Annotated in this window: 7 protein-coding genes and 1 pseudogene; 7 read left to right on the top strand and 1 reads right to left on the bottom strand. The window is 56.2% G+C overall.

Annotation, left to right across the window (positions count from 1 at the left end; all coding sequences use genetic code 11):
* Window positions 1-128: 128 nt before the first annotated feature.
* The gene (locus RBA41_RS08265) at window positions 129-9,371 is read left to right on the top strand and encodes a TreTu family toxin (protein ID WP_306622944.1); all 9,243 of its coding nucleotides are present in this window, start codon (window positions 129-131) and stop codon (window positions 9,369-9,371) included.
* Window positions 9,368-9,691, top strand: coding sequence for a hypothetical protein (locus RBA41_RS08260; protein WP_306622943.1), 324 nt, complete (start codon window positions 9,368-9,370; stop codon window positions 9,689-9,691). Before RBA41_RS08265 ends, RBA41_RS08260 begins: the two co-directional genes overlap by 4 nt.
* Window positions 9,692-9,715: 24 nt before the next feature.
* Here RBA41_RS08260 and RBA41_RS08255 read toward each other — a convergent pair.
* A pseudogene (locus tag RBA41_RS08255) lies at window positions 9,716-10,018 on the bottom strand (IS4 family transposase); the annotation flags it as partial.
* A gap of 117 nt (window positions 10,019-10,135) precedes the next feature.
* Between RBA41_RS08255 and RBA41_RS08250 the strand changes: the two are divergent.
* From RBA41_RS08250 to RBA41_RS08230, 5 genes are all read left to right on the top strand, one after another.
* Window positions 10,136-10,342 carry a hypothetical protein gene (locus tag RBA41_RS08250; RefSeq protein WP_306622941.1) on the top strand — a complete coding sequence of 69 codons (207 nt, stop codon included), beginning with the start codon at window positions 10,136-10,138 and terminating at the stop codon, window positions 10,340-10,342.
* Window positions 10,343-10,376: 34 nt separating this feature from the next.
* A complete protein-coding gene (locus RBA41_RS08245; RefSeq protein WP_306622939.1) occupies window positions 10,377-11,594 on the top strand; it encodes an RHS repeat domain-containing protein in 1,218 nt (405 codons plus the stop codon).
* Between the two features lie 2 nt (window positions 11,595-11,596).
* Window positions 11,597-11,917 (top strand): hypothetical protein, encoded by a 321-nt coding sequence (locus tag RBA41_RS08240; RefSeq protein WP_306622937.1) that lies wholly within the window; start codon window positions 11,597-11,599, stop codon window positions 11,915-11,917.
* Between the two features lie 341 nt (window positions 11,918-12,258).
* Entirely contained in the window at window positions 12,259-12,471 is a 213-nt protein-coding gene (locus RBA41_RS08235; protein WP_306622935.1) for a hypothetical protein, read from the top strand.
* A 683-nt stretch (window positions 12,472-13,154) separates the two neighbouring features.
* Window positions 13,155-22,739: a polymorphic toxin-type HINT domain-containing protein gene (locus RBA41_RS08230; protein ID WP_306622933.1), complete on the top strand. Its 9,585-nt coding sequence runs from the start codon at window positions 13,155-13,157 to the stop codon at window positions 22,737-22,739.

Raw genomic sequence — 22,739 nt, 5'->3', positions numbered from 1 at the left:
GTGTCGTCGGTTGGTTTTCCATCTTCCTTACCGTTCTTGAAAGCGGATTTCTGCGCGGCCCACGGCTGTGCAGGCGGCTTTTTGCGCGTTGCTGTTTGACGCGCGTTCTTTAGTTTCTGGAGAGTACTTTGTTCTACGCCACTTCGTTGCAGGATCATCCCGGCAAGCCATCGCTGCACGCTCAATTCCTTCGCATATTGTCAGGAATGATGGGTACTGGTGTCGCTGCCTTCCTGAGCGGCTTGCTCGTGCTGTGCATGCTGGGCTTTGCGTCGCAGGCCCATGCGGGTAACAATGCCCAGTTCGTGTCCCAGAGCATCCCGGGCACGATGCAACCCGGCGAGACGGCTCTCATCACGTTGAAGATGAAGAACACGGGAACCACGACGTGGACGCAGGACGGCAACTACTATCTGGGTTCGGAAAATTATCGCGACAACACCCTCTGGGGCAAAAAACGCATTCCGCTGGGGTCGTCCTATGTGGCACCCGGCGAAGTCGGGCTTTTTGTCTTCAGTATCTCACCGCCAGCCAGCGGGGGAGCGGTGAATTTTCAATGGAGAATGGTCCAGGAAGGGGTGGAGTGGTTCGGCGATTTATCTCCCAACAAAGGATACGAATTTCCGATTCCACCACCGCCCCCGCCGGCACCCGGCGATCCGGCGCTGCCTGAGGTCACGATGCTCTCGCCAAATCTGAACAGTACTGTTCAGGGTGGCGAGTATACGGGCACGGTAACGGTGTCTGGGCAGGCTGTGGGCGGGCTGCCGATCATCATGATGTTCGTCCACAATGGTGCCGGCATCGCCCATTCCAACACCAACTCGCCAACCATTTCCTTTCCGATGAAATTGGAAAGTGGTAAGACGCATTCCATCGCGATTCGAGCGGTTGATAGTGGCTACCGTGAACATATCGTGCGTACCAATGTGTATGTGGCCAAGCCTGGACTCCCGGTAGCTACTCTGTCTTCCCCGGTAAAGTACGGTACCTATTATCTATCCGGAAATGCGCCTAACGTACGCGTGATTTCGAGAGGCATGGGATCGGGCGGCTTGGGAGTCGTCAAGCTGGAGTTGATGGATTTGACCACCAGGGTACTGGCCACCTTCAATAGCGATAACGTCAACCAGATGGTGTATCTGCCCAAAGGGCTGTACCAGCTCTGGATGCGCGCCACCGACAGTAGCGGGCAAGTGAGCGTGCTGACTGCACTTTCGGAGATCAGTGTCACTGACACCCCACCCCCGACCATCGACTTCACCGGGCCAGCGGCAGGCACGACCTTTTACGCCGTCAATGGGATCGCGCAGGTCAGGGTAACCGCGACGGCGACGGCGATGGGTAGCCAGCAAATTAACAAGGTTGAAATTCTTAACGGCGACGTCGTGCTGGCGGCCATGGGAACTGTTCCCCTGATCGACAAGACGGTGAATGTGCCGGTGGGATCGCAGAACTTGTTCATTCGCGTCACCGACTCGCTGGGACAAACTGTGACCAGCCCGGCAAGGGCGATCAAGGTGGTGGAAGCGTTTGCCGGCGACATGGCCAAGTTCATCAGCCAGGGCGCGCCGAGGGTCTTGCGTGCGGGGCAGCCATACAATATGGACGTCACCATGCAGAATAACGGGACGACCACCTGGGAGCTTGGCACTGTTGCGGGAGCGGGCTATAAACTTGGATCGCAAAATCCGTCGGACACCCGGTTGTGGAACAATGTAGGTGCCAGCATGCTGCCCGGCCCGATTCCGCCTGGACGGGAAGTGACGTTCATTCCGCCCATCGTGGCGCCGTCGACTCCGGGCAAATACAACCTTCAGTGGCAGATGGTCAACGCTGCCGGCCAACCGTTCGGCGAGCCGACACCCAACGTCCTGGTCGAAGTAATCAGCGGTAGCGGACCGACGGTCGAGTTGAGCGCGACACCCACCAATGCGCGTGTAGCCGCCAACGGGATTTCCATCATTACGTTGCACGTCGAGGCCAAGGGCAACGGGCGCAAGATCAGCAAACTGAAGATTTTCCGCGCCGGTGCGTCGGGCTATCTGAACGATCCCGTACACGAAATGGATGTGGCGACCGAGGCGCTGTCTATCGATATTCCCCAATCGCTCGGGGGAGGGTCCTGGCGCTTCAAGGCGCGAGTCACCGATGATCTGGGTGCCTCGACGGATTCCGAAGGGGCCTTGGTCAACGTCGTTAACAGCGCATTGCTAGGTGAAGTCAGCGGTGTGCGCCTGAACGCCGCCGGTGACCCGCAGCTGGTTGGCTGGGCATGCGAAAGCTTGGGCCCCATCCTCAGGTATCAGGTGATGGTCGATGCGCCAACGACGGCACTCGGTGGCACCCTGCTGACAACGGGGGAGGCCAATGTTAGTACCGAGCCCGATAGTGCAGCGATTTCGGCAACGTGCCGAAGCCCTGGAATGGGGCGCAATTTTGTGGTGAACCTTGCGCCGTACACGGCCTCGCACGCCGGACGTCAACTGTTCGTGGGCGCATTCATCCCCAAAGTTGCGGTTCCGGTCATTCTCCCATGCAAGGAGAACCATTGCACGATCCCGGGCAGCTTGCGCATCGGGCTGACGACGCCGTTGAACAATGACAAGTACCCGGCACCGGGTCCGGTTTTCATGCGCGCGCGCATGACCAACGGCGTGGGCCCGTATGACGAAGTGTCGTTCAGCATCAATGGCGAATGGATTAAAGGTGAACTCGATACCGAGCCAAACACCTATTACGCCAGCAAGACCGGCCTGACGGCGAGTGCGACGCCGATTCCGGTGGTGGCGCGCGTGCGCAAGGGTAATACCACGCTGTACTCGACGACAAGCATGATCACCATCACGGGCGCGCCGACAGCGTTTTTGACGCTGACGTCGCCACAAAACGGCGCGGTGATCGGCAATGGCGAGAAAGTGTCGTTGTCGGCCACGGCGACGGGACAGACGGTTAACATTGCCAGCGTCAAGTTCTTCCTGAATGGCCGCGTCATTGCGACCGGCAACAACGCGAATGGAACGTGGACTGCGATGCCGATGGTTGTTCCAAACGGTAAGCTGCAGTTTGCCGCCGGGGGCTACAACGGCAGCGGCGTCCTTGTCACCATGTCGCCCATCTCCACCGTGACGGTGTCCGGCTCGCCTATCGAGACGAGACCGATTCCCGTCGATATTACGCCACCGCATCTGGACAACCAGGATGCCGGTACCTTGCCGGGCAGCCTGACTGTCGGCAAGAACGGCAATGCGGAATACGTGGTGCCACTGGCTGTGCCACCGGGCACGGGCGGCATGGCTCCATCGCTGACGCTCAATTATTCGAGCGAAGGCAGCAACGGCATGCTCGGCCTGGGCTGGTCGCTGGGCGGCCTGACGACGATCAACCGCTGCCCCAAGACGATCGCCCAGGACGGCGTGCCGGGCCGCATCAGTTTTGATAATGCCGACCGCCTGTGCATCAACGGCCAACGCCTGGTGCGCTCCGATGGGGCCAATCCGGGTACCGACGTGGCGGCTATCGATGCCGCGTACTGGGCCGCAGGCGCGCAGTACCGCACCGAGCTGGAAAGCTTCAGCCGTTTCACCCGTCTGCCGAATGGCGGCTTCCTGATGGAAGCGAAGGATGGCCTGAAACACTACTACGGCACCAGCACAGGTAATGCGATCGCGCAGCCGAATGGCAAGGCCGGACAGCCCCTGCTGTGGGCACTGGCGCGCACGGAAGACCGTCACAGCAATTACATGACGGTCGAGTACAACCAGGATGGTGTCACGGGCGAATACACGCCCAAGCAGATACGCTACGGCGCCAACACTGCGGCGGGGCAATCCGCCGACCTGGCGGTGCGTTTTGCATATGAAGCGCGCAGCGATGCGCAGATTCAATACATCGGTGGCGGGCGTAATGATCTGCGCAGCCGCCTGATGAAGGTCTCCACCTTTACCGATACCGCCGCCGACGGCAGCGGCGGGGCACTGGTACGCGATCACCGCTTGAATTACACGCATAGCGTCAACAGCGGGCGCAGCATGCTCGAGTCGATGGAAGCTTGTGCGATTAATCCGGGGACGGGCGCGCGCGAATGCTTGCCGAAAACAACCTTTGAGTGGGGAATTGCACCTGCGCCGAGTTTTCAGCAAATTGGATCATTTCCTCCCCCACATATGCCAAGCACCTACCTTCAGAAACATTTTGAGGGAGACCTGCATGGAAATGGCCGGTCGAGTTTTATAAGTACGATGACAGCTAAAAAATGCGAGGGGGATTGTGACAAGAAGGTAGGCGGTCATCGCGACGTAGACATGACTGCCGCGCATACCGTGATGACAGGTCCTATTCGCATCTTAATGCCGGATGGAACTATCGTTAACCGGACTCTTAAACTTCCTGAATTGACGACCGCACTGATATTTGGCGATATCAACGGCGACGGCCGGGATGATATTGTGGCTGGCAGTAACTACCCGGGGGCTGCATCAGCACAAGCGTATTGTCTCAATATTATTGCGCGCGATGGCAATGTAGATTTTGATTGCCGAAACTGGAACTGGGAAACCTTGGGCGGATTTCCCAAGCTGGTAGCAGTCAACAATGACAGAAAGAAACACATTCTTTTCGGATTGGTAACGGATTGCCATTATTCCGATCTAATCGACAGCATTAAATGTATTCAGCGCAAAGTGGTCCACAGTAAGCCGGCAGCACCGCATTACGGAAGTATCAACGATAAGAGTTTTTTTAATCCTGCATCGGTGTCAGTTGGACGCAACGATATCAGCGATTTTTACTCCGTATGGAATAACCGCGGGGGGAATGATAGCTGGGATCGTTCGTACGTTATCACCACTTACCAAGGGGTTACCGTCTGCTGGAACCGGGAAATCATTCTCTGCGACACGGTGTTTGATGAGTATCAACCAGGTGCGACGACTTCCTTGGTTAAACTTGGCAGCTCGAAAGCAACGGGCGATATAAACGGCGATGGGTTGGATGATTTTCTCTATTGGGGGGGAGGTACAGGTCTTGGCAATGGAACGACGGTCTGCTTGAGCAAAGAAACCGGGATCGATTGTCAACACGCTAAAGCGGGCGGTGACTTGGGGGATTACCTCGGCGATGGCATGACATACGCTTTTGGCGGCACTAGTGATGCCCCTGCGTTGTGTCGTTATAGTGATGGCACGTTTGTTTGTCAAAAAATCGCAAATGCTCGCCCACCTCTTTCTAGGGAGATACAGCTGAACTATAACGGCGATGGCGTTCTGGATATGTCCGATCATAATGCCATAACGCGTACGGTGTGGACCTTGGCTGGTCCTGCATGGCAAGATAAAATCAGGGCGGTAACAAACGGGCTCGGCCGACGCGATGAGGTCGAGTATGCGCGTGCGGACGATGCTGACGTGTATCGAAGCTTTGACGCTATCCCGACGGCCACCTCCCCCGGCGATATCTATGCCAATTCGCAGCTGCCCCCGGCATACCCGCTCGTGCCTACAACGCCAGGCGTCATGGTGAAGCAATTGCGGCAAAGTAACGGCAAGGGCGGCTGGCTGAGAACTAATTACCGCTATAAAGGCGCCGTGGCTGATGCATCCGGGCGCGGTTCGAGTGGCTTTAATACAGTGTGGAGCACTGATGTCCAAACCGGTATAGTGACGGCGACAACTTACAATCAAGCATTCCCGTTTACGGGAATGCCGATGCGCAGCTCGACGACGACCCCTGCATTCGTGATTGTGAATAACACCGAGATGCTGAACGAAAAGCAGGCGGTTAATCATACGAATGGTGCGCAAACCAGTGTTGTTTATGCCAAAAAATCTGTCACCAAAAAACGTGACCTCGATGGTAGCGATCTCGGCCTCGCCACAGTAACAAGTCACTACACAGATGGATGGGGTAATCCGAATCAAGAAGATTCAGAAGTGACTGGCACTGGTGGCACCTTTACGACCAGCGTTGTTCGCCAATTTATTAACGACAGTGCGGCGTGGTTGCTGGGTAAAAGCACGCTCGAAACCCAGACCCGCAAGGGCGCTGATGGCGTATCCCTGACCCGTACGGTCGCGTATGGCCATCATCCGGCCACCGGTGCGCTGACGACAAAAACTGTGGAACCCAACGCTCCGGTCTACCGCGTTGTGACGACCTACGACCGGACCGGGAATGTGTTCGGTCACGTTAACCAGCAGATCGAAACGTGGCAGCAGCCTGGCTGCGTACCTCCAGCGCCTTGTTCCAGCACACGTACCGTGAGCGACACGCGCTTCGATGCCAAGGGACGGTTCGGCTTGACGGTCAAGAATGCGCTCGGCCATCAGCAGAGCGCGGAGTATTATCCAGGCACGGGTGCGCGTAAACGCCAGGTCGATATCAACGGTTTGATCACCACGTCGACGGCCGACGGATTCGGGCGCATCAATGAGGAGCGCCTGCCAGACGGTACCTCAACCCGAACCTACGTTAAGTTGTGTAACGGTGGCTGCCCTGCGGACGCTGTCGCTGCACAAGTTTCCGATAGTTTCAACGGACTTAATCGCATCCGCGCTCCGTTTGTTACGTATCTCAACAGTGCGGGGAAAAGTGTCGGTACCCTGACTTGGGGGCTGGATGGAGTGACCCCGCGCGCGATTATCACGAGCACGCGTTTCGATGACCGGATGCGCCCGGTGGAGGTTGACCACCCTCGCTTCGAGAACGCTCCCGCCTACCTCGCGAGCCGCACCAACTATGATGATCTAAACCGGCCGTTCAGTGTCGTTACCATGGATGAGGCAGGGGCTCAACATTCCACGACCACGGTGTACAACGGGGCCATATCAACGCTCACTAATGCCCTAAAGCAGACGCGTGTTGAAACGAAAAATGTGCTCGGGCAGCTAATTTCGGTGCGAGACCCAAAGAACAAGACTACCAGCTTCGAGTACGAACCGTTTGGCAATCTGAGCAAGACTGTCGACCCTGCCGGTAACGTGATTCGCGTCGGTTACGATCTGCTGGGCCGAAAAAAGTCATTGGTCGACCCCGACCTGGGGACGATTACGTATAACGTCGACCCGGTTGGACGCGTGTATCGTCAACAAAACCCGTTGCAAAAGCAGCGCGGCCAGCAGACGACACTTGTCTATGATGCGCTCGACCGCATGACGCAGCGTCTGGAACCCGACCTGTCGAGCTACTGGATTTTTGATACGGCGGCCCGGGGTGTTGGCAAGCTGGCGGAAGCGTACACCATGACAGGCAGCGCGAAAGACTATCGCCGGGTTCACACCTACGATCATATGGGCCGTCGGTTCCTGACGACCCAGACCTTGACCGGAAGCGATTACACCGTGTTGAGCGAGTACGATGAATGGGGGCGCCCGAGCGTTGAGGCGTACACACGGGGAAGCAGTCCGTCGAAACGGTTCATCACTTACTACGGCAAGACCGGTGAGGTTGACCGGGTCCAGCGCGAAGCTGTTGTGTTGATGAAAATCGCGGCGCAGGATGCTTCACGTCGCGTCACGGAAGTCGTCTTTGGAAATGGCTTGACGCAAAAGAAAAATTACAACCGCTACACAGGACGACTTGAGGATGGATCACTGCAGACCAGCGCCGGGGCAGCGCGCCTGACTGAGGGGTATCAGTACGACGTGATCGGCAGCGTGACGAACCGTACCCACTACTGGGACAACGTCGGCTTCCAGGAAACGTTCAAGTACGATGAACTGAACCGCCTTAGTACCAGCCAAGTGGCGGGACAGTCCGAGCAGACCTTTACCTATGATGACGCGGGCAACCTGAAGACGAAATCGAATGTCGGCGGTGGCAGCACCTACGTCTATCCGGCGCCAGGCGCGAGCGCCGTGCGTCCGCACGCAGTGCACAACATTTCGGGCGTCGGCGCGTTTGGCTATGACGCCAATGGCAACCTGCTCACTGGGGCAGGGAGGACCATCAGCTGGAACAGTTTCGATATGCCGATTCAGATTGGCAAAGGCGGCATTACTGCAAACTTCGTGTATGGCCCGGAACATCAGCGTACCCGGCAGAACCGCAGTGACGGTACGAGTGTTGTGTACGCAGGTGCGCAGGAAGTGGAAAGCAAGGCCAATGGCGAGCTCACGGTCAAAACCTACTGGCCGCAGGGCATCGGCGTCGAGATCGATATCGGCAGCGCTTCCACGGCATTCCATTGGACCCATGATGATCACCTCGGCAGCCCGATCGGCATCAGCGATCAGGCAGGTAACCTTGAAGAAAAACTAGCCTACGATGCGTGGGGCAAGCGACGCTCGTTGACCGGCGGGACAGTGGGGCAAACCATTGCTGGCTGTGGTGCACTGCCATCTGGCAACGTCACCCCTGACTGCATTGACGGAAAGATCGATAACCGGGGCTATACAGGCCATGAAATGTTGGATCAACTCGATCTGGTACACATGAATGGCCGGGTGTACGATCCGTTGGTGGCGCGCTTCCTGTCAGGCGACCCGATGATCACCGATCCATTGAACGGGCAGAGCTATAATCGTTATAGTTATGTGCTGAATAACCCAACTAATATGACAGACCCAACCGGATTCGATCCGAATCCGAGACCCAAGGATAGCAACCCGAAAATCGCTCCGGAACCTGCACCATGTGCTGGGAAAGGAGGGTATTGCTCGGTGGTGTATCAGAATCCCGGAGATAGTGCCGGAACTGCTAGTAATAAACAGCAGAATAAGGACGGTGCACAAAAAGCTGACAGTTCGGCAAACGCGGGAGGTGCTGGTAGTGCTAGCAGGGACGACATAATTCGGGAGGCCATGGTCTCGAGTCCAAACCGATATGTTGCTCAGGCTGCGTCGTGCCATGGTAACGAAGGAACTTGTATTGCAGTGGGCGCTGCCCCTCTCGCCGGTGGCTGGTTTGCTGGGACTGCGCTTGGAAGGGCTATGTTGGCATTCCTTGGATTCGGGTCTGAGATGCAAGGAATGGCCGAGGGTGTTCCCAGGGCTGGGGGCAGTGGGAGTTCGGCAGCGAATGGCGCGGCCGCGCTTGCAAAGACTGGAGCGGAAACGGTTAGAGTCGGGCGCTGGATGTCGCCTGCTGAGTATCAGGCCATGAAACTGACGGGGCGGATGCAGGAAGGGGCTGGTGGCGCAACCTCTATCGCAACCAGCGGACCAGCTTCGTTTGCGAAGCAGGCACCTTCGGGAAGCGTCTACGTTGAATTTTCTGTGCCAAAGAGCAGCCTACTTCAAGGAGGTCAAGCCGAGTGGTTCAAGGTAATTGGTCCGAATGCACCACGGTCCATGCAGTTTATGCTGCAGAAACAGGGCGGCCAACAGCTTCCCCAGGTTGATAATCTCTCCCATATCCAGGCGGTTAAACAATGACTTCAATTTTTTCTGAATCAAGGAAGGCGTTAGACGACTTCGAGGCGCTGTTCAGTGACCATTTTGAAATGAAACGAATTTCAGCAAGTAATGGTGATTTTGGTGAGCTCGAAGGAATTCAATTTGATTCAGCCAAGCGTGGAGGATTCTTGTATTTTTGGAGTACGGGAATGATCGAATATCACCTTGTTGATTATGAAAAAGGTGAGGAGATCATCCCTGTTGCAGCGCGGGTTGTGGAGAAGAAGGACATCGAGCAGGAATATCTTGGCGTGCTCATTAATGCCATCAGGGCTGAGATAGAAGGTGGTAGGGAATAACCCATCTCGTTATACACAAGTCGTTTAACCGCCTAATCGGCGCATGGCACGCATCGTCTTCACCGCAACGTGGACGTCTTTCAGTCCGAGCCAGATTGTTTTGACGCCGGGTTCGCCATCGCCTTTGCGAGCGAGGAAGCCGCCAATGCAGGCGATTCGACGCACTACCTCGTTCAGCGTCGGCTTGGCCGGCGGCACTTTGTCGTGCAACAGGTAAGCGGCTTGAATTTCATCGGGATCGAAGAACAGTTCCGCATCCAGATCGGGGCAGGTTCTGCCCAATCTCATCAGGTGGGCGATACGCCATGCCACCACCATAAACGTAGCCGTTCACTTCCCCCCATGAGAAAGCCAAATAAGTTCACTATGGAAGTTGCTGATATTGCATAATGCTCAATGATGCCAATAAAGCCAACCCCACTTACCGATCACGATCTTCGCCAGATGAGCGACGAGTGGGTGAGTTCGCTCACACCGTCGCAAATGGAAGATCTCTTGGTTCGCGCCCTGGCGGAATTACGCAAGTCGCGGGATCGGCTCAATCAAACGCCAAACAGCAGTTCCAAGCCGCCGTCGAGCCGCGCGCCATGGGAGTCGACGCGCACCGATACGGGCGCCGAAGCGCCCACAAGCGCGGCGCCGATGGCGTGACGGCACGAATGTGGTGTACGCGGGCGGCCAGGAAGTGGAGAGCAAGGCCAATGGCGAACTGACGGTCAAAACGTACTGGCCACAGGGAATCGGCGTCGAGATCGATGTCGGCAGCGCGCCTGCGACATATCACTGGACCCATGACGACCACCTCGGCAGTCCGATCGGCATCAGCGATCAGGCTGGCAACCTTGAAGAAAAGCTCGCCTACGATGCGTGGGGCAAGCGGCGCTCGCTGACCGGCGGGACAGTGGGGCAGAGCATTGCGGGCTGTGGTCCGCTTCCAGCAGGAAACGTCACGCCGGATTGTATCGATGGAAAAGTCGACAACCGTGGTTTTACCGGGCATGAGATGTTGGATCAACTCGATCTGGTGCATATGAATGGCCGGGTGTACGATCCCCTGGTGGCGCGTTTCCTGTCGGGCGATCTTCTGATCGAGGATCCGATGAACGGGCAGAGCTACAACCGTTATAGTTATGTTCTGAATAATCCGACCAACCGAACCGATCCCACCGGGTTTGAGTCGGAGGTGGTTCATAAAGACGCAGTCCGGCGTAGTAGTTCGGGCTGGATGAATATTTATGTCAATCCGGAAAGTGGCGCGACAGGCACTGCCGCAGGTAAAAAAGAAACCACCGAGACTCCAAAAAAGGACACTCCGACGGCAGGCAATGTAGTCAGGAGCCCTGACGTGATGAGAGCCGTCATTCCAGGCCAAGTTCAGTGGGATGATGCTCGGACGGATTTTTCTAACGGTAACTATGGCGGTGCTATTTTGCACTCCGGACTAATGCTGGCCGAGCAGGTCATGACCGTCGCTACCGGCGGTGGATTTCAGGGAGGTCGAGCTGCTACCCAAACTGCTTTGAGCGCAAAAGAGGCTGTGGCACTGTCTGAAGGTTTACAAGCAAACTTAGCTCCCAAGTTGTCGTCAAAAGTAGACGCGGTGGAGCGGTTTGGGCCATATCATCGACTGGGAGATTCTCCAGCCTCAATCAAGGCGATTAAAGAGTCTGGTGAGTTATTGGGAAATCCTTCAACAAATTATATGGCTTCGCCGTTCCCAAAAGTAAAAGCTTATGAGGGCCCCTTGCCAGGAGGCCGGCAAGGATTTGAGTTTTACACCAACGTAAAGCCGGATGTTGGACATGTTCCTGGGCAGCCAGTATGGATGCCGCCGCGCCCCGGGGTTACAGTACGTAATGAGCAAGCGGTTATCGCTTGCTCAGTAGTAAAGATCGGATGTTAAATATGGAAAATTTTGTTACTTGGCCTAGTGGGGATTGTAAGCCGGTTCTGGCAACGGAATTGGCGCCGGAGAATTTAGTCCGTGAGTTGGGAGTCGTGACCTTCAGAGATAAAGACGATTTAGATTGGTTTGAAGGTGCGTATCTGAATATCGATGAGATTGGATCCATTTTGATGATGAGGCATGATAATAATCCAAAAGGTTTGACTGCGTTTTACGTTGACTATGATTGTGATCCCATATTTGCGGAGATGCTGTTGATAAGGCATTTTAAATTATTGGAATGCAACATAGCTTGGAGATCGAGCGCAGACTTGCTTTAGCCGTGAAAAAAACCAGTTATTGCCTTGAAAAAAACCGCGTGCTTTTCGAAGCAAAATTGGGTCGAAAGGCGTGCCGCGCAGCGCGCTATAAAATAGGTAGGTGTAGGGGCCGGGGGCGGTAATTTACAGCAGAGGTCAGGAACATAGCGCTGCGAGGCCGACGGACCCTGTGCCCGATAGGTCAGCTCATCGCTCAGGTTGGCGGCGCCCTGTACCCGGGCCAGATTTTTCAGGGGGAGCGTTGGGCGCTACTGAGTCTTCCAGCGCAGGGGAAGAGTGTCGTGGTCTAATTTGCCCTGACACCTCGATAGGTGGACAATCCACCATCCGAGGAGCTTTGCATGACAAAGCAGCGCCGCAGGTTCGACATCAGCTTCAAGCTTGACGTCGTAAAAATGATCAAAGAACAGGGGCTCTGGTTGGTTGTGACCGTCCATGCATGCCGTACGGTGATCCGCATTAACTTTAATGATCGGACAGGGGCCCTATCTGACCCACGTGCTCAACGGCTTGGTGCCGATCGTCGTCACGCCGCCCGGTCGCTTCGATATTGACATTGCCTGATGAACTCGACGTAGGCTCACTACATGAGTGCCGAGAAACCGACATGGGCTAAGTGATGCGCTGGCGCATATGTTGGTCAACCGTTGCGCTGTCCAACGAACCGCATGTGGACGGTAAAGGCTATACAGCGGAGCGAGCTAGTCCAAGGTGTTCGCCCCCGCTTTGTTCCAGCCGTCTACGAATTTTCCAGAAACACAGTAGCTGCAGCACTTGCTTGACGAGCGCAGTATGGATGCTCGAACCACCTCCTGGTCGCACAAACTCCCACTCGGCGTGCCAAGAGGAATTTCGTGTGTGTTTTATGCATCAATTTCCTCTTCGGCAAATATATTTACCCATCAATCTTGCCAAATTCCAATCGTTTCTATATATTGCCAAATCGCAATTTGAACGCTAGTCCTTCCTCTTTCTTGCCGGCTCAACAGCTCCGGTAAATCGTCGACCTCTACGTCTTCCTGCACACGTCGCCGCGCCATCGCGGCAACGTGAGTCTGTCCCGATCTGGCCCCTGTCGTCCATGTCGTCATTGATCGCTGATGCCCAGCCACGGCTGTGCAATCGGCGTGCTGCGCGTCGTTGCCCGCAATGCGCATTTTAGTTTCTGGAGAGTACTTTGTTCTACGCCACGTCGTCGCAAGACCATCCCGCCATGTCGCCACGCCATGAAGGAGTTGTGCACACGCTGTCAGCCATGATGCGCAGCGGATTCGCTTCCTTCCTGTCCGCTTTGCTCATGCTGTGCCTGCTGGGCTTCATGTCCCTGGCCCATGCCGGCAACAATGCGCAATACGTGTGGAAGAGTATTCCGGGGTCGATGGAGCCCGGTCACGACTATCTGGTCATGGTGAAGATGAAGAACACGGGTACGACGACCTGGTACCGTGACAAGTTCTTTCTGGGCTCGGAAAATTACCGCGACAATACACTGTTGGGTGTGAAACGGGTTTCCTTGTCGCACGCCTGGGTCAATCCGGGTGACACGGAGGAGTTCGTATTCAGCATCCGGCGCCCAGTTGGCGGCGGGGTAGTGAATTTCCAATGGCGCATGGTGGAGGAGGATGTGGAATGGTTCGGCGATATGTCGGAAAATTTCCAGTACAACTTTCCGGTTGAGGTGCCGCCACCGACACCAGGACAGCCGGCGATGCCTGTCGTGACGATGACCTCGCCCGTGGTCGATGGCACCTATCAGGGCGGACAGTACTCGGGCACGGTCACGGTATCGGGAACCGCCACGGGCGGTCTGCCGATCATGCGGATGGAGATCCTTAATGGCTCAACTGTCGTCGCGCATACCTTCAACTATTCGAGCATTACGTATCCTGTGTTATTGGAAAGCGGTAAAACGCATTCGATCGCAATCAGGGCCATCGACACCTCCTACCGGCAGCATGAGGTGCGTACCAATGTGTATGTGGCCAAGCCTGGCCTGCCCGTGGGCAAGCTGGAAGCACCAGCGAAGTACGGACAGTACTATCTGAATAAAACCAATCCCAACGTGCCGGTCAAAGGATATGCGACGGCCTCGGGCGGGCTGTCGATTGTCAGGCTGGAATTGATGAACCTGACACAGGTTCTCGCCACCTACAACAACCCGGTGCTGAACCGGGTAGACAGCAATGTGTATTTGCCAAGAGGGACGTATCAGCTCTGGCTGCGGGCGACCGACAGCAGCGGACAGATGAGCGTAGTCAGTGAACATACGCTCATCGGTGTCGACGAGGCCGCGCCACCGACCATCGACTTCACTGGGCCGGAAGAAGGTGCCACCTTTTACGCCGCCGGCGGCGTGGCCCAGGTTCGGGTAACCGGTCGCGTGACGGCGACGGGTAGCCGCACCGCTCAGAAGATTGAGATATTGAATGGCGACACGGTTGTTGGCAGCTCGAATGAGATGAACATCAATATGACCGTGAGTGTTCCGGTCGGATCGGCGAGTCTGCGCATTCGGGTGACCGATGCTCTCGATATGGTGACCACCAGCGCGTCACGCACGATCAAGGTGGTGGCAGCCCTTGCCGGCGACAACGCGCAGTTCGTCAGCCAGGGTGCGCCCAAGGTACTGCGCCCGGGGCAGCCGTTCAATATGGGCATTACGATGAAAAACACCGGCTCGACCACCTGGACGCTCGGCAGCGCCGGCACAGGCTCGGGCTATGTGCTCAGTGCGCAAAATCCGCTCCGCACGCGTGTGTGGAACAGTGTGGGGACCAGCGCGCTTCCCGGCCCGATCGCCACGGGACAGGAAGTGTCGTTCGTTCCCCCGATTGTCGCGCCTTCGGTTCCGGGAAAATACAATCTGCAATGGCAGATGACCAACGCGGCGGGCCAGCCGTTTGGCGAACCCACGCCCAACATCGTGGTGGACGTGGTTGCCGATGGCGGTCCGACGGTCGAAATAACTGCAACGCCAACGAATGCGCGCGTCGCACCAAACGGGAGTGCGACCGTCACGCTGCGCGCCAACGCGTCCGGTAACGGACGCAATATCGTCAAGCTGCAGATTTTCCGCGGCACCGAGGCGGGCTATGAGTTTAATCCGATCCGCGAAGTCAACGGACCGGGCGAGGGACTGGGGACGGAGATGTCGATGCCGGTCGGCGTGGGTACGTACCGCTTCAAGGCGCGTGCCACCGACGACCAGGGAGCGTCGACGGATTCCGCTCCGGTCATGGTCAATATCACCAGCAATCCTATATTGGGCGAAGTCGCGGGCGTGCGCATCAATGCGGCCGGCGAGCCGCAACTGGTCGGCTGGGCGTGCGAAGGCGCGAGCGCGGAATTGCTCGCGTACGACGTCATGCTCGATGGGCCGACGGCCGCATTCGGCGGCACCTTGCTGACGTCCGGAACCGCCAACGTCACCACCGAGCCCGACAATGCCGCCATCATGGCAAAATGCCAGACGCCGGGAGTCGGGCATCATTTCGCGGTCAACCTGGGGCCGCACACGGCGACCTATGCGGGACGCCAGCTGTATGTCACGGCAAAGTCGGTGAAAAGCAACGTGAGCATCACCTTGCCGTGCAAGGATAACCACTGCACCATGCCGGGCAGTTTGCGTATCGGCTTGACGACACCGCTCAACAACGACAAGTACAACGCGCCCGGTCCGGTCTTCATGCGCGCGCGCATCAGCAATGCCGTCGGTCCCTACGACGAGGTATCGTTCGGCTTTAACGGCGAATGGATCGCCGGCATACCCGACAGCGAGCCGGACACGTATTACGCCAGCAAGGGCGACCTGACGGCCAGTGCCACGCCGGTGCCGGTGGTGGTGCGGGTACGCAAGGGCAAGACCACCGTGTACTCGATGACGAACATGATTACCATTTCCCAGGCAGCGGCGGATGTCGTGATGACGATGGTCAATCCGCTGGACGGCGCGGTGATCAGCAACGGCGAGAAAGTGGTCATGTCGGCCAAGGCCACGGGAACTACCGTCCACATCGGCAGCGTCAAGTTCTTCATCAACGGTGTCGCGGTCTCCAAGGCAACCGGCGCGAATGGCGTATGGACTGCCGCGCCGATGATCGTTCCGAACGGCAAGTTACAAATTTCGGCTGGCGCCTATGACGGTGGTGGCATCTTGATGGCCATGTCGAGGGTGTCGGCGGTGACGGTGTCCGGTTCGCCGGTCGACCTGAAGCCGATCCCGGTCGACATTACCCCACCGCACCTGGGCAACCCGGATGCCGGCACCTTGCCGGGCAGCCTGACTGTCGGCAAGAGCGGCAATGCAGAGTACGTGGTGCCGCTGGCGGTGCCTCCGGGCACGGGCGGCATGGCCCCCTCGCTGACCTTGAACTATTCGAGCGAAGGCAGCAACGGCATGCTGGGCCTGGGCTGGTCGCTGGGCGGTCTGACGACGATCAACCGCTGCCCCAAGACGATCGCCCAGGATGGTGTGCCTGGCCGCATCAGCTTCGACAATGCCGATCGCCTGTGCATCAACGGCCAGCGCCTGGTGCGTTCCGACGGGGCCAATCCGGGTAGCGACGTCGCTGCCATCGATGCCGCCTACTGGGCCGCGGGCGCGCAGTACCGCACCGAGCTGGAAAGCTTCAGCCGCTTTACCCGTCTGCCGAATGGCGGCTTCCTGATGGAAGCGAAGGATGGCTTGAAACACTACTACGGCACCAGCCCGGACAACGCGATCGCGCAGCCGAACGGCAAGGCCGAACAGCCCCTGCTGTGGGCGCTGGCGCGCACGGAAGATCGTCACAGCAATTACATGACGGTCGAGTACAACCAGGATGCCGTCACGGGCGAATACACGCCCAAGCAGATCCGTTATGGCGCCAACAGCGCGGCGGGGCAGTCGGCCAATTTGGCGGTACGCTTTGCTTACGAACCGCGCACCGATGCGCAGATTCAATACATCGGCGGCGGGCGCAATGATCTCCGTAGCAGGCTGACGGTGGTCTCGACCTTTACCAGTACTGCCGCTGACGGCAGCGGCGGTTCGCTGGTGCGCGATCACCGCCTGAATTACACGCATAGCGTCAACAGCGGGCGCAGCATGCTCGAGTCGATGGAAGCGTGTGCTATCAATCCGAATACGGGGGCTCGGGAATGCCTGCCGAAAACTACATTTGAGTGGGGGCAGGGACCTGCGCCAAGCTTTCGGCAGCTGCCATCAATTACCAATCCAACATTCTGGCCGAAAAGTTTTTATCCAAGGAACTATGAGGCCGATCTGGATGGGAGCGGTCGCGCAAGTTTCATTTCTGCCAATACATATGAGTATTGCTTGGGGGGATGCGCGAGTTCCGGGCCCAAACAATTTGACGACGTGGATTTCACAAACGCGCATGCTGTCATGGACGGGTCAATCCGCATCCTTTTGCCAGATGGACGAGTCATCGACAAAAAACTGCCTTTCTCGTTTCCAACAACTCAACTTCTGTTCGGGGACATTAACGGCGATGGTCGCGATGACTTGATCGCTTACAGCACCTTGAACGTCGTGGGCGAAGGCCCTCAATCTTATTGCCTGACTGTGCCCGCTGCCGATGGTACGGTCGACTTTAAGTGTAAGGACTGGCGCGCATCGGTGTGGCCGATTAGCTCGGGCGCCTTGCCGAGTTTAGTGACATTTAGCAATGACCGGAAAAAACATATCATGTTTGGCGTAGGCGGCGATTGTTTTTACGATGAAGCGGTCGACGATGTGAAGTGTGTGCAACGTAAAATTGAACATCGAACTGCACTTGCTCCTTATTATTCAAACCTGACAGAAAAAGGATTTTTCCAGCCGTCATCCGTTTCCGTAGGGCGCGAAGATGTTAGTGATTTCTACGCGGTTTGGAACAATAAAGAGGATAAGATAACGTATCAGGGTGTTACGGTTTGTTGGAATAGGAAAACAGTAATCTGTGAAACTGTTTTCCAAGAATATCAGCCCAATAAGACAACTTATTTAAGGGAACTTAACGCATCGAAATCGACGGGTGATTTGAACGGGGACGGGCTGGAAGACTTTGCGTATGCCGGCGGAAGTGCGGGCCCAACGGTATGCCTGAGTAAAGAAACTGGCATTGACTGCCAACGTACCGCGCGCATTGGCGATATTGGCGACTTCCTGGGGGATGGGATGACCTATACGCTGTCCGGCGATGCGCTTTGCCGCTACAATTCCGGGCAATTCATTTGCCATACAGTGGGCAACAAGCCGGCGTCCTATGGCGATACGCAGATTAATGTGAATGGCGATGGTGTTGTCGATCTTATTGATCGCTATGCTACCGGAGGTATTCGCACTGTTTGGACGTTGGCTGGGCCAGCGTGGCAGGATAAAATCATGGTGGTGACAAACGGCTTGGGACGACGCGATGAAGTCGAGTATAGCCGTGCCGATGATGCTGAAGTTTATCGGGGCTTTGATCCTTTCCCGACGTCGGCCACATCCGGCGATCTCTATGCCAGTTACGACCCTGAACCGGTATACCCTATGATGCCTCGTCGCCCTGGCGTCATGGTGAAGCAATTAAGGGCAAACAACGGGCAGGGCGGTTGGTTAAGGACCAACTATCGTTACAAAGGAGCGGTAGTTGACGCTTTCGGCCGCGGATCGAGTGGTTTCAGTACGGTGTGGTCGACGGATCTGCAGACGGGTATCGTCACTGCGACGAATTACAACCAGGTTTTCCCATTTACCGGCTCGGTTGCTCGTGTCAGCGTAACGACCCCAACCTTCGTTGCGTTAAGCGACTCAGAAAATTTTAACGATAAGCAGATCGTTGCGCACCCGAACGGTACGCAAACCAGTTTCGTTTATACAAGGAAAACGGTAACGAAAAAACGTGACCTGGATGGAAGCGATCTTGGAGTTGCCACAGTAACCAACGAGTATAAGGATGGCTGGGGTAACCTGACTCAAAAAGATACTGTTCTGGTGGGCGCAGGAGAGACATTCTCCACCAGCGTTAGTAACCAGTATACGAACGATAGTTCAGCTTGGCTTTTATCCAAGAAGACGCTCGAATACGAGACCCGCAAGCGCGCCGACGGTGTCGCGCTGACCCGCACGGTCGCGTATGCCTATCACCCTGTTACTGGAGCACTGTCGACAAAAACAGTGGAACCTGACGCGCCAGTCTACCGCGTTGCGACGACTTACGACCGGAGTGCCAATTCATTTGGCCTGGTTAACAAGCAAATTGAAACATGGCAGCAGCCGGACTGTGTTCCGCCCGCGGCCTGTTCGAACTCGCGGACCGTGAGTACCACAGGCTACGATACCAGGGGGCGCTTCCCCGAGACCTTGAAAAATGCACTTGGACATCAGGAAAACTATCTGTTTTACCCGGGAACCGGTGTGCGCAAGCGCTTGGTCGACTCCAATAATCTGATCACGACGTGGACCGCTGACGGATTCGGACGCGGCACTGAAGAGCGCCTGCCCGACGGTACCACGACGCGAGTCTACGTAAAGGCGTGCAATGGTGGTTGCCCGGCGGGCGCGACCGTTGCAGGTATTACCGACACCTTTAACGGAGTCAACCGTATACGGTCGCCGCTCGTCACTTACACAAACAGTCTCGGACAAACCGTGCAGAACATGACCTGGGGACTCGACGGCAATTCGGTTCGTGCAATTGTCGTCAATACCCGGTACGACCAGCGTGGTCGTGCCGTGGAGGTCGATCATCCACGTTTCGATAGCAACGTCGCGTATCTGTCCAGCCGTCATGGCTATGATGACCTGGACCGGAACACGAGCGTTGTGACGATGGATGAGGCGGGTACTCAACAGGGCACTACATTCATCTATAACGGAACCGTCACGACGGTAATCAACCCGAAACAACAGAGGCGCGTCGAGACAAAGAATATTGTCTGGCAAACGGTCGCGGTGAAAGATGCGAAAAATAAGACGACCAGGTTTGGGTACGAGCCGTTCGGAAATCTGGCCAGGACGGACGACCCCAGTGGAAATGTCATTCAAGTTTCCTACGATTTACTTGGCCGCAAGATCGGATTGGTTGATCCCGACCTGGGAACCATGACCTATTGGGTCGATCCGGTTGGGCGTATGTACCGCCAACAAAACCCGATGCAAAAGCAGCGCGGCCAGCAGACAACGCTTGTCCACGATATGCTCGACCGCATGACGCAGCGTCTGGAGCCAGACCTGTCGAGCTACTGGATTTTCGATACGGCGGCACGGGGCCTTGGCAAGCTGGCCGAAGCGTACACCATGACTGGCACGGCGAAGGATTATCGCCGGGTTCAGACCTACGATCACCTGGGCCGTCCTTATATGACGACCCAGACCCTGACTAACACCGATTACACGGTGGTGAACGAGCACGACGAGTGGGGCCGCCGGAGCAGTGAGGCGTACACACGGGGAAGCGGTCCGTCCAAGCGGTTCATGACCTACTATGGAAAAACGGGCGAGGTCGACCGGGTCCAGAGGGAAGCTGTTGTGCTGATGAAAATCGCGGCACAGGATGCTTCACGCCGCGTCACGGAAGTCGTCTTTGGAAATGGCTTGACGCAAAAGAAAAACTACAACCGTTACACCGGACGACTTGAGGACGGATCACTGCAAACGAGTGCCGGGGCAGCGCGCCTGACCGAGGGCTATCAGTACGACGTGATTGGCAGCGTGACGAACCGTACCCACTACTGGGATAACGTCGGCTTCCAAGAATCGTTCAAATATGACGAACTGAACCGCCTCAGTACAAGCCAGGTGGCGGGACAGCCTGAACAGACTTTTACGTATGATGACGCGGGCAACCTGAAAACGAAATCGAATGTCGGCGCTGGCAGCACCTACGTCTACCCGGCACCAGGCGCAAGTGCCGTGCGTCCGCATGCGGTGCAGAGCATTTCGGGCATCGGTACCTTCGGCTATGACGCCAACGGCAATCTGCTCAGTGGGGCAGGGAGGACGATCAGCTGGAACAGTTTTGACATGCCGATCCAGATTGACAAGGGTGGCATCAAGGCGAACTTCGTCTATGGCCCGGAACATCAGCGTACTCGGCAGAACCGCAGTGACGGCACGAGTGTTGTGTACGCGGGTGCGCAGGAAGTGGAAAGCAAGGCCAATGGCGAGTTGACGGTCAAAACCTACTGGCCGCAGGGAATCGGCGTCGAGATCGATATTGGCAGCGCTCTTACAGCCTTTCACTGGACCCATGATGACCACCTCGGCAGCCCAATCGGCATCAGCGATCAGAGTGGTAACCTTGAAGAGAAGCTCGCCTACGATGCGTGGGGCAAGCGACGTTCGCTGACTGGCGGGACGGTTGGGCAGACCATTACTGGCTGTGGCGCACTGCCAGCTGGCAACGTCACGCCGGACTGCATCGATGGCAAGGTCGACAATCGGGGCTTTACCGGTCATGAGATGTTGGATCAACTCGATCTGGTGCATATGAATGGCCGGGTGTACGATCCGTTGGTGGCGCGTTTCCTGTCGGGCGATGTGCTAATTGAAGATCCGATGAATGGGCAAAGTTACAACCGTTATAGCTACGTGTTGAATAACCCGACCAACCGGACCGATCCGACTGGTTTTGAATCCGCACCGGTACACCGGGATGGTGTGGGGCGCGAATCTGGTTCGATTTGCGGTGGAAGTAGCGGCAATTGCTCGACTTACATTGTCTCCGAAAGTTCCAATGGGACTGCTGCTCGGAAAACGGAAAATAATCAAAACCCACAAAACGGCGGGAATGCGACAACTAAGTCATCGGAAACTACCGAGTCAGGTGATAATGCGGGAAAAAAGAATGAGCCGAGCACCGAGAAAAGTACTTTAAGTAAAGTCCGCGATTATTTTGCAAAACTGTGGCAAGCGCAGGTTTCGGCCACGAAAAATGAAAAATTTTCCGATTTTATTGTAGAGAAAGTATTGCCTGCAATACCGGCAGAGGCTGGAGCCGTTAATGTAATTTCGGGGGCGGGTCGTTATATTTCCGCACTCGGTAAAGCAAGCGATGCATGCGGCTGTTGTTTCCGCGCCGGAACGCCGGTGCTTACGGAAAATGGGTCGACCCCAATTGAGCAGATAAAAATTGGACAACTTGTGCTCGCGCGAGATGCGCAAACAGGTGAGACGCAATTAAAGCCGGTAACGGACTTGATTGTTACTGATGAGAAGTCACTTTACGAATTGACTACTCGCTCAACAAATGGGGAAGTGGCTCGGCTGCAAGTAACCGATAATCATCCGTTCTGGGTAGATGGTGCCGGCTGGGTTGATGCGGAAAAACTTTCGCAGGGTACGGTTCTTGTCGACGCTGACAAGAAGCCTTTAAAAGTAGTTTCGCTGAAGCCGTTAGGGAAAATTGAAACAACCTACAATTTTACGGTAGCGGATTTCCACACCTATTTTGCTGGGCCGCAAAAAGCCTTTGTGCATAATACGTGTGCTTGTGCTACCGCAGCAGCGGCGCTTGCTAAGGAAGTAACTGGGCCGGGGCTAGCAGCCTCTACAGCGTGGAAAGGTTTTAGTAAAGGTAGTCTTGCGCCTCACTTCGAAAAACATGGGGCAGAATTTGGAAGAATCACGCAAAATGAATATTTCCGACAAGCAAAGGCATTCTCCGCTGAGACAGGTCGCTTTCTCGAGGAGAAGGTAGGCAATTTCATTGTCAAATATGATCCAGCAACCACGCGAACATTCGTTGGGCATGCCGGATCACGTGAAATTCGGACGTTCTATAAAGCAGATGCACGCTCTCCAAATCCGTTTCAGGACGCAATTGCGTTAGCACGCAAACTGAGTGGGCAGTAG

The sequence above is a fragment of the Massilia scottii genome (genome assembly GCF_030846495.1).
GTDB classification, from domain to species: domain Bacteria; phylum Pseudomonadota; class Gammaproteobacteria; order Burkholderiales; family Burkholderiaceae_D; genus Telluria_A; species Telluria_A violaceinigra.
Note: the sequence above shows the minus strand (reverse complement) of the source record. Positions and strands in the feature narration are given on the sequence as shown.

What these genes read in the sequence shown, in the direction of transcription:
- RBA41_RS08235 (WP_306622935.1), top strand. Translation starts at nt 12,259, where the DNA reads ATGACAAAGCAGCGCCGCAGGTTCGACATCAGCTTCAAGCTTGACGTC.
- RBA41_RS08240 (WP_306622937.1), top strand. Translation starts at nt 11,597, where the DNA reads ATGGAAAATTTTGTTACTTGGCCTAGTGGGGATTGTAAGCCGGTTCTG.
- RBA41_RS08260 (WP_306622943.1), top strand. Translation starts at nt 9,368, where the DNA reads ATGACTTCAATTTTTTCTGAATCAAGGAAGGCGTTAGACGACTTCGAG.
- RBA41_RS08250 (WP_306622941.1), top strand. Translation starts at nt 10,136, where the DNA reads ATGAGCGACGAGTGGGTGAGTTCGCTCACACCGTCGCAAATGGAAGAT.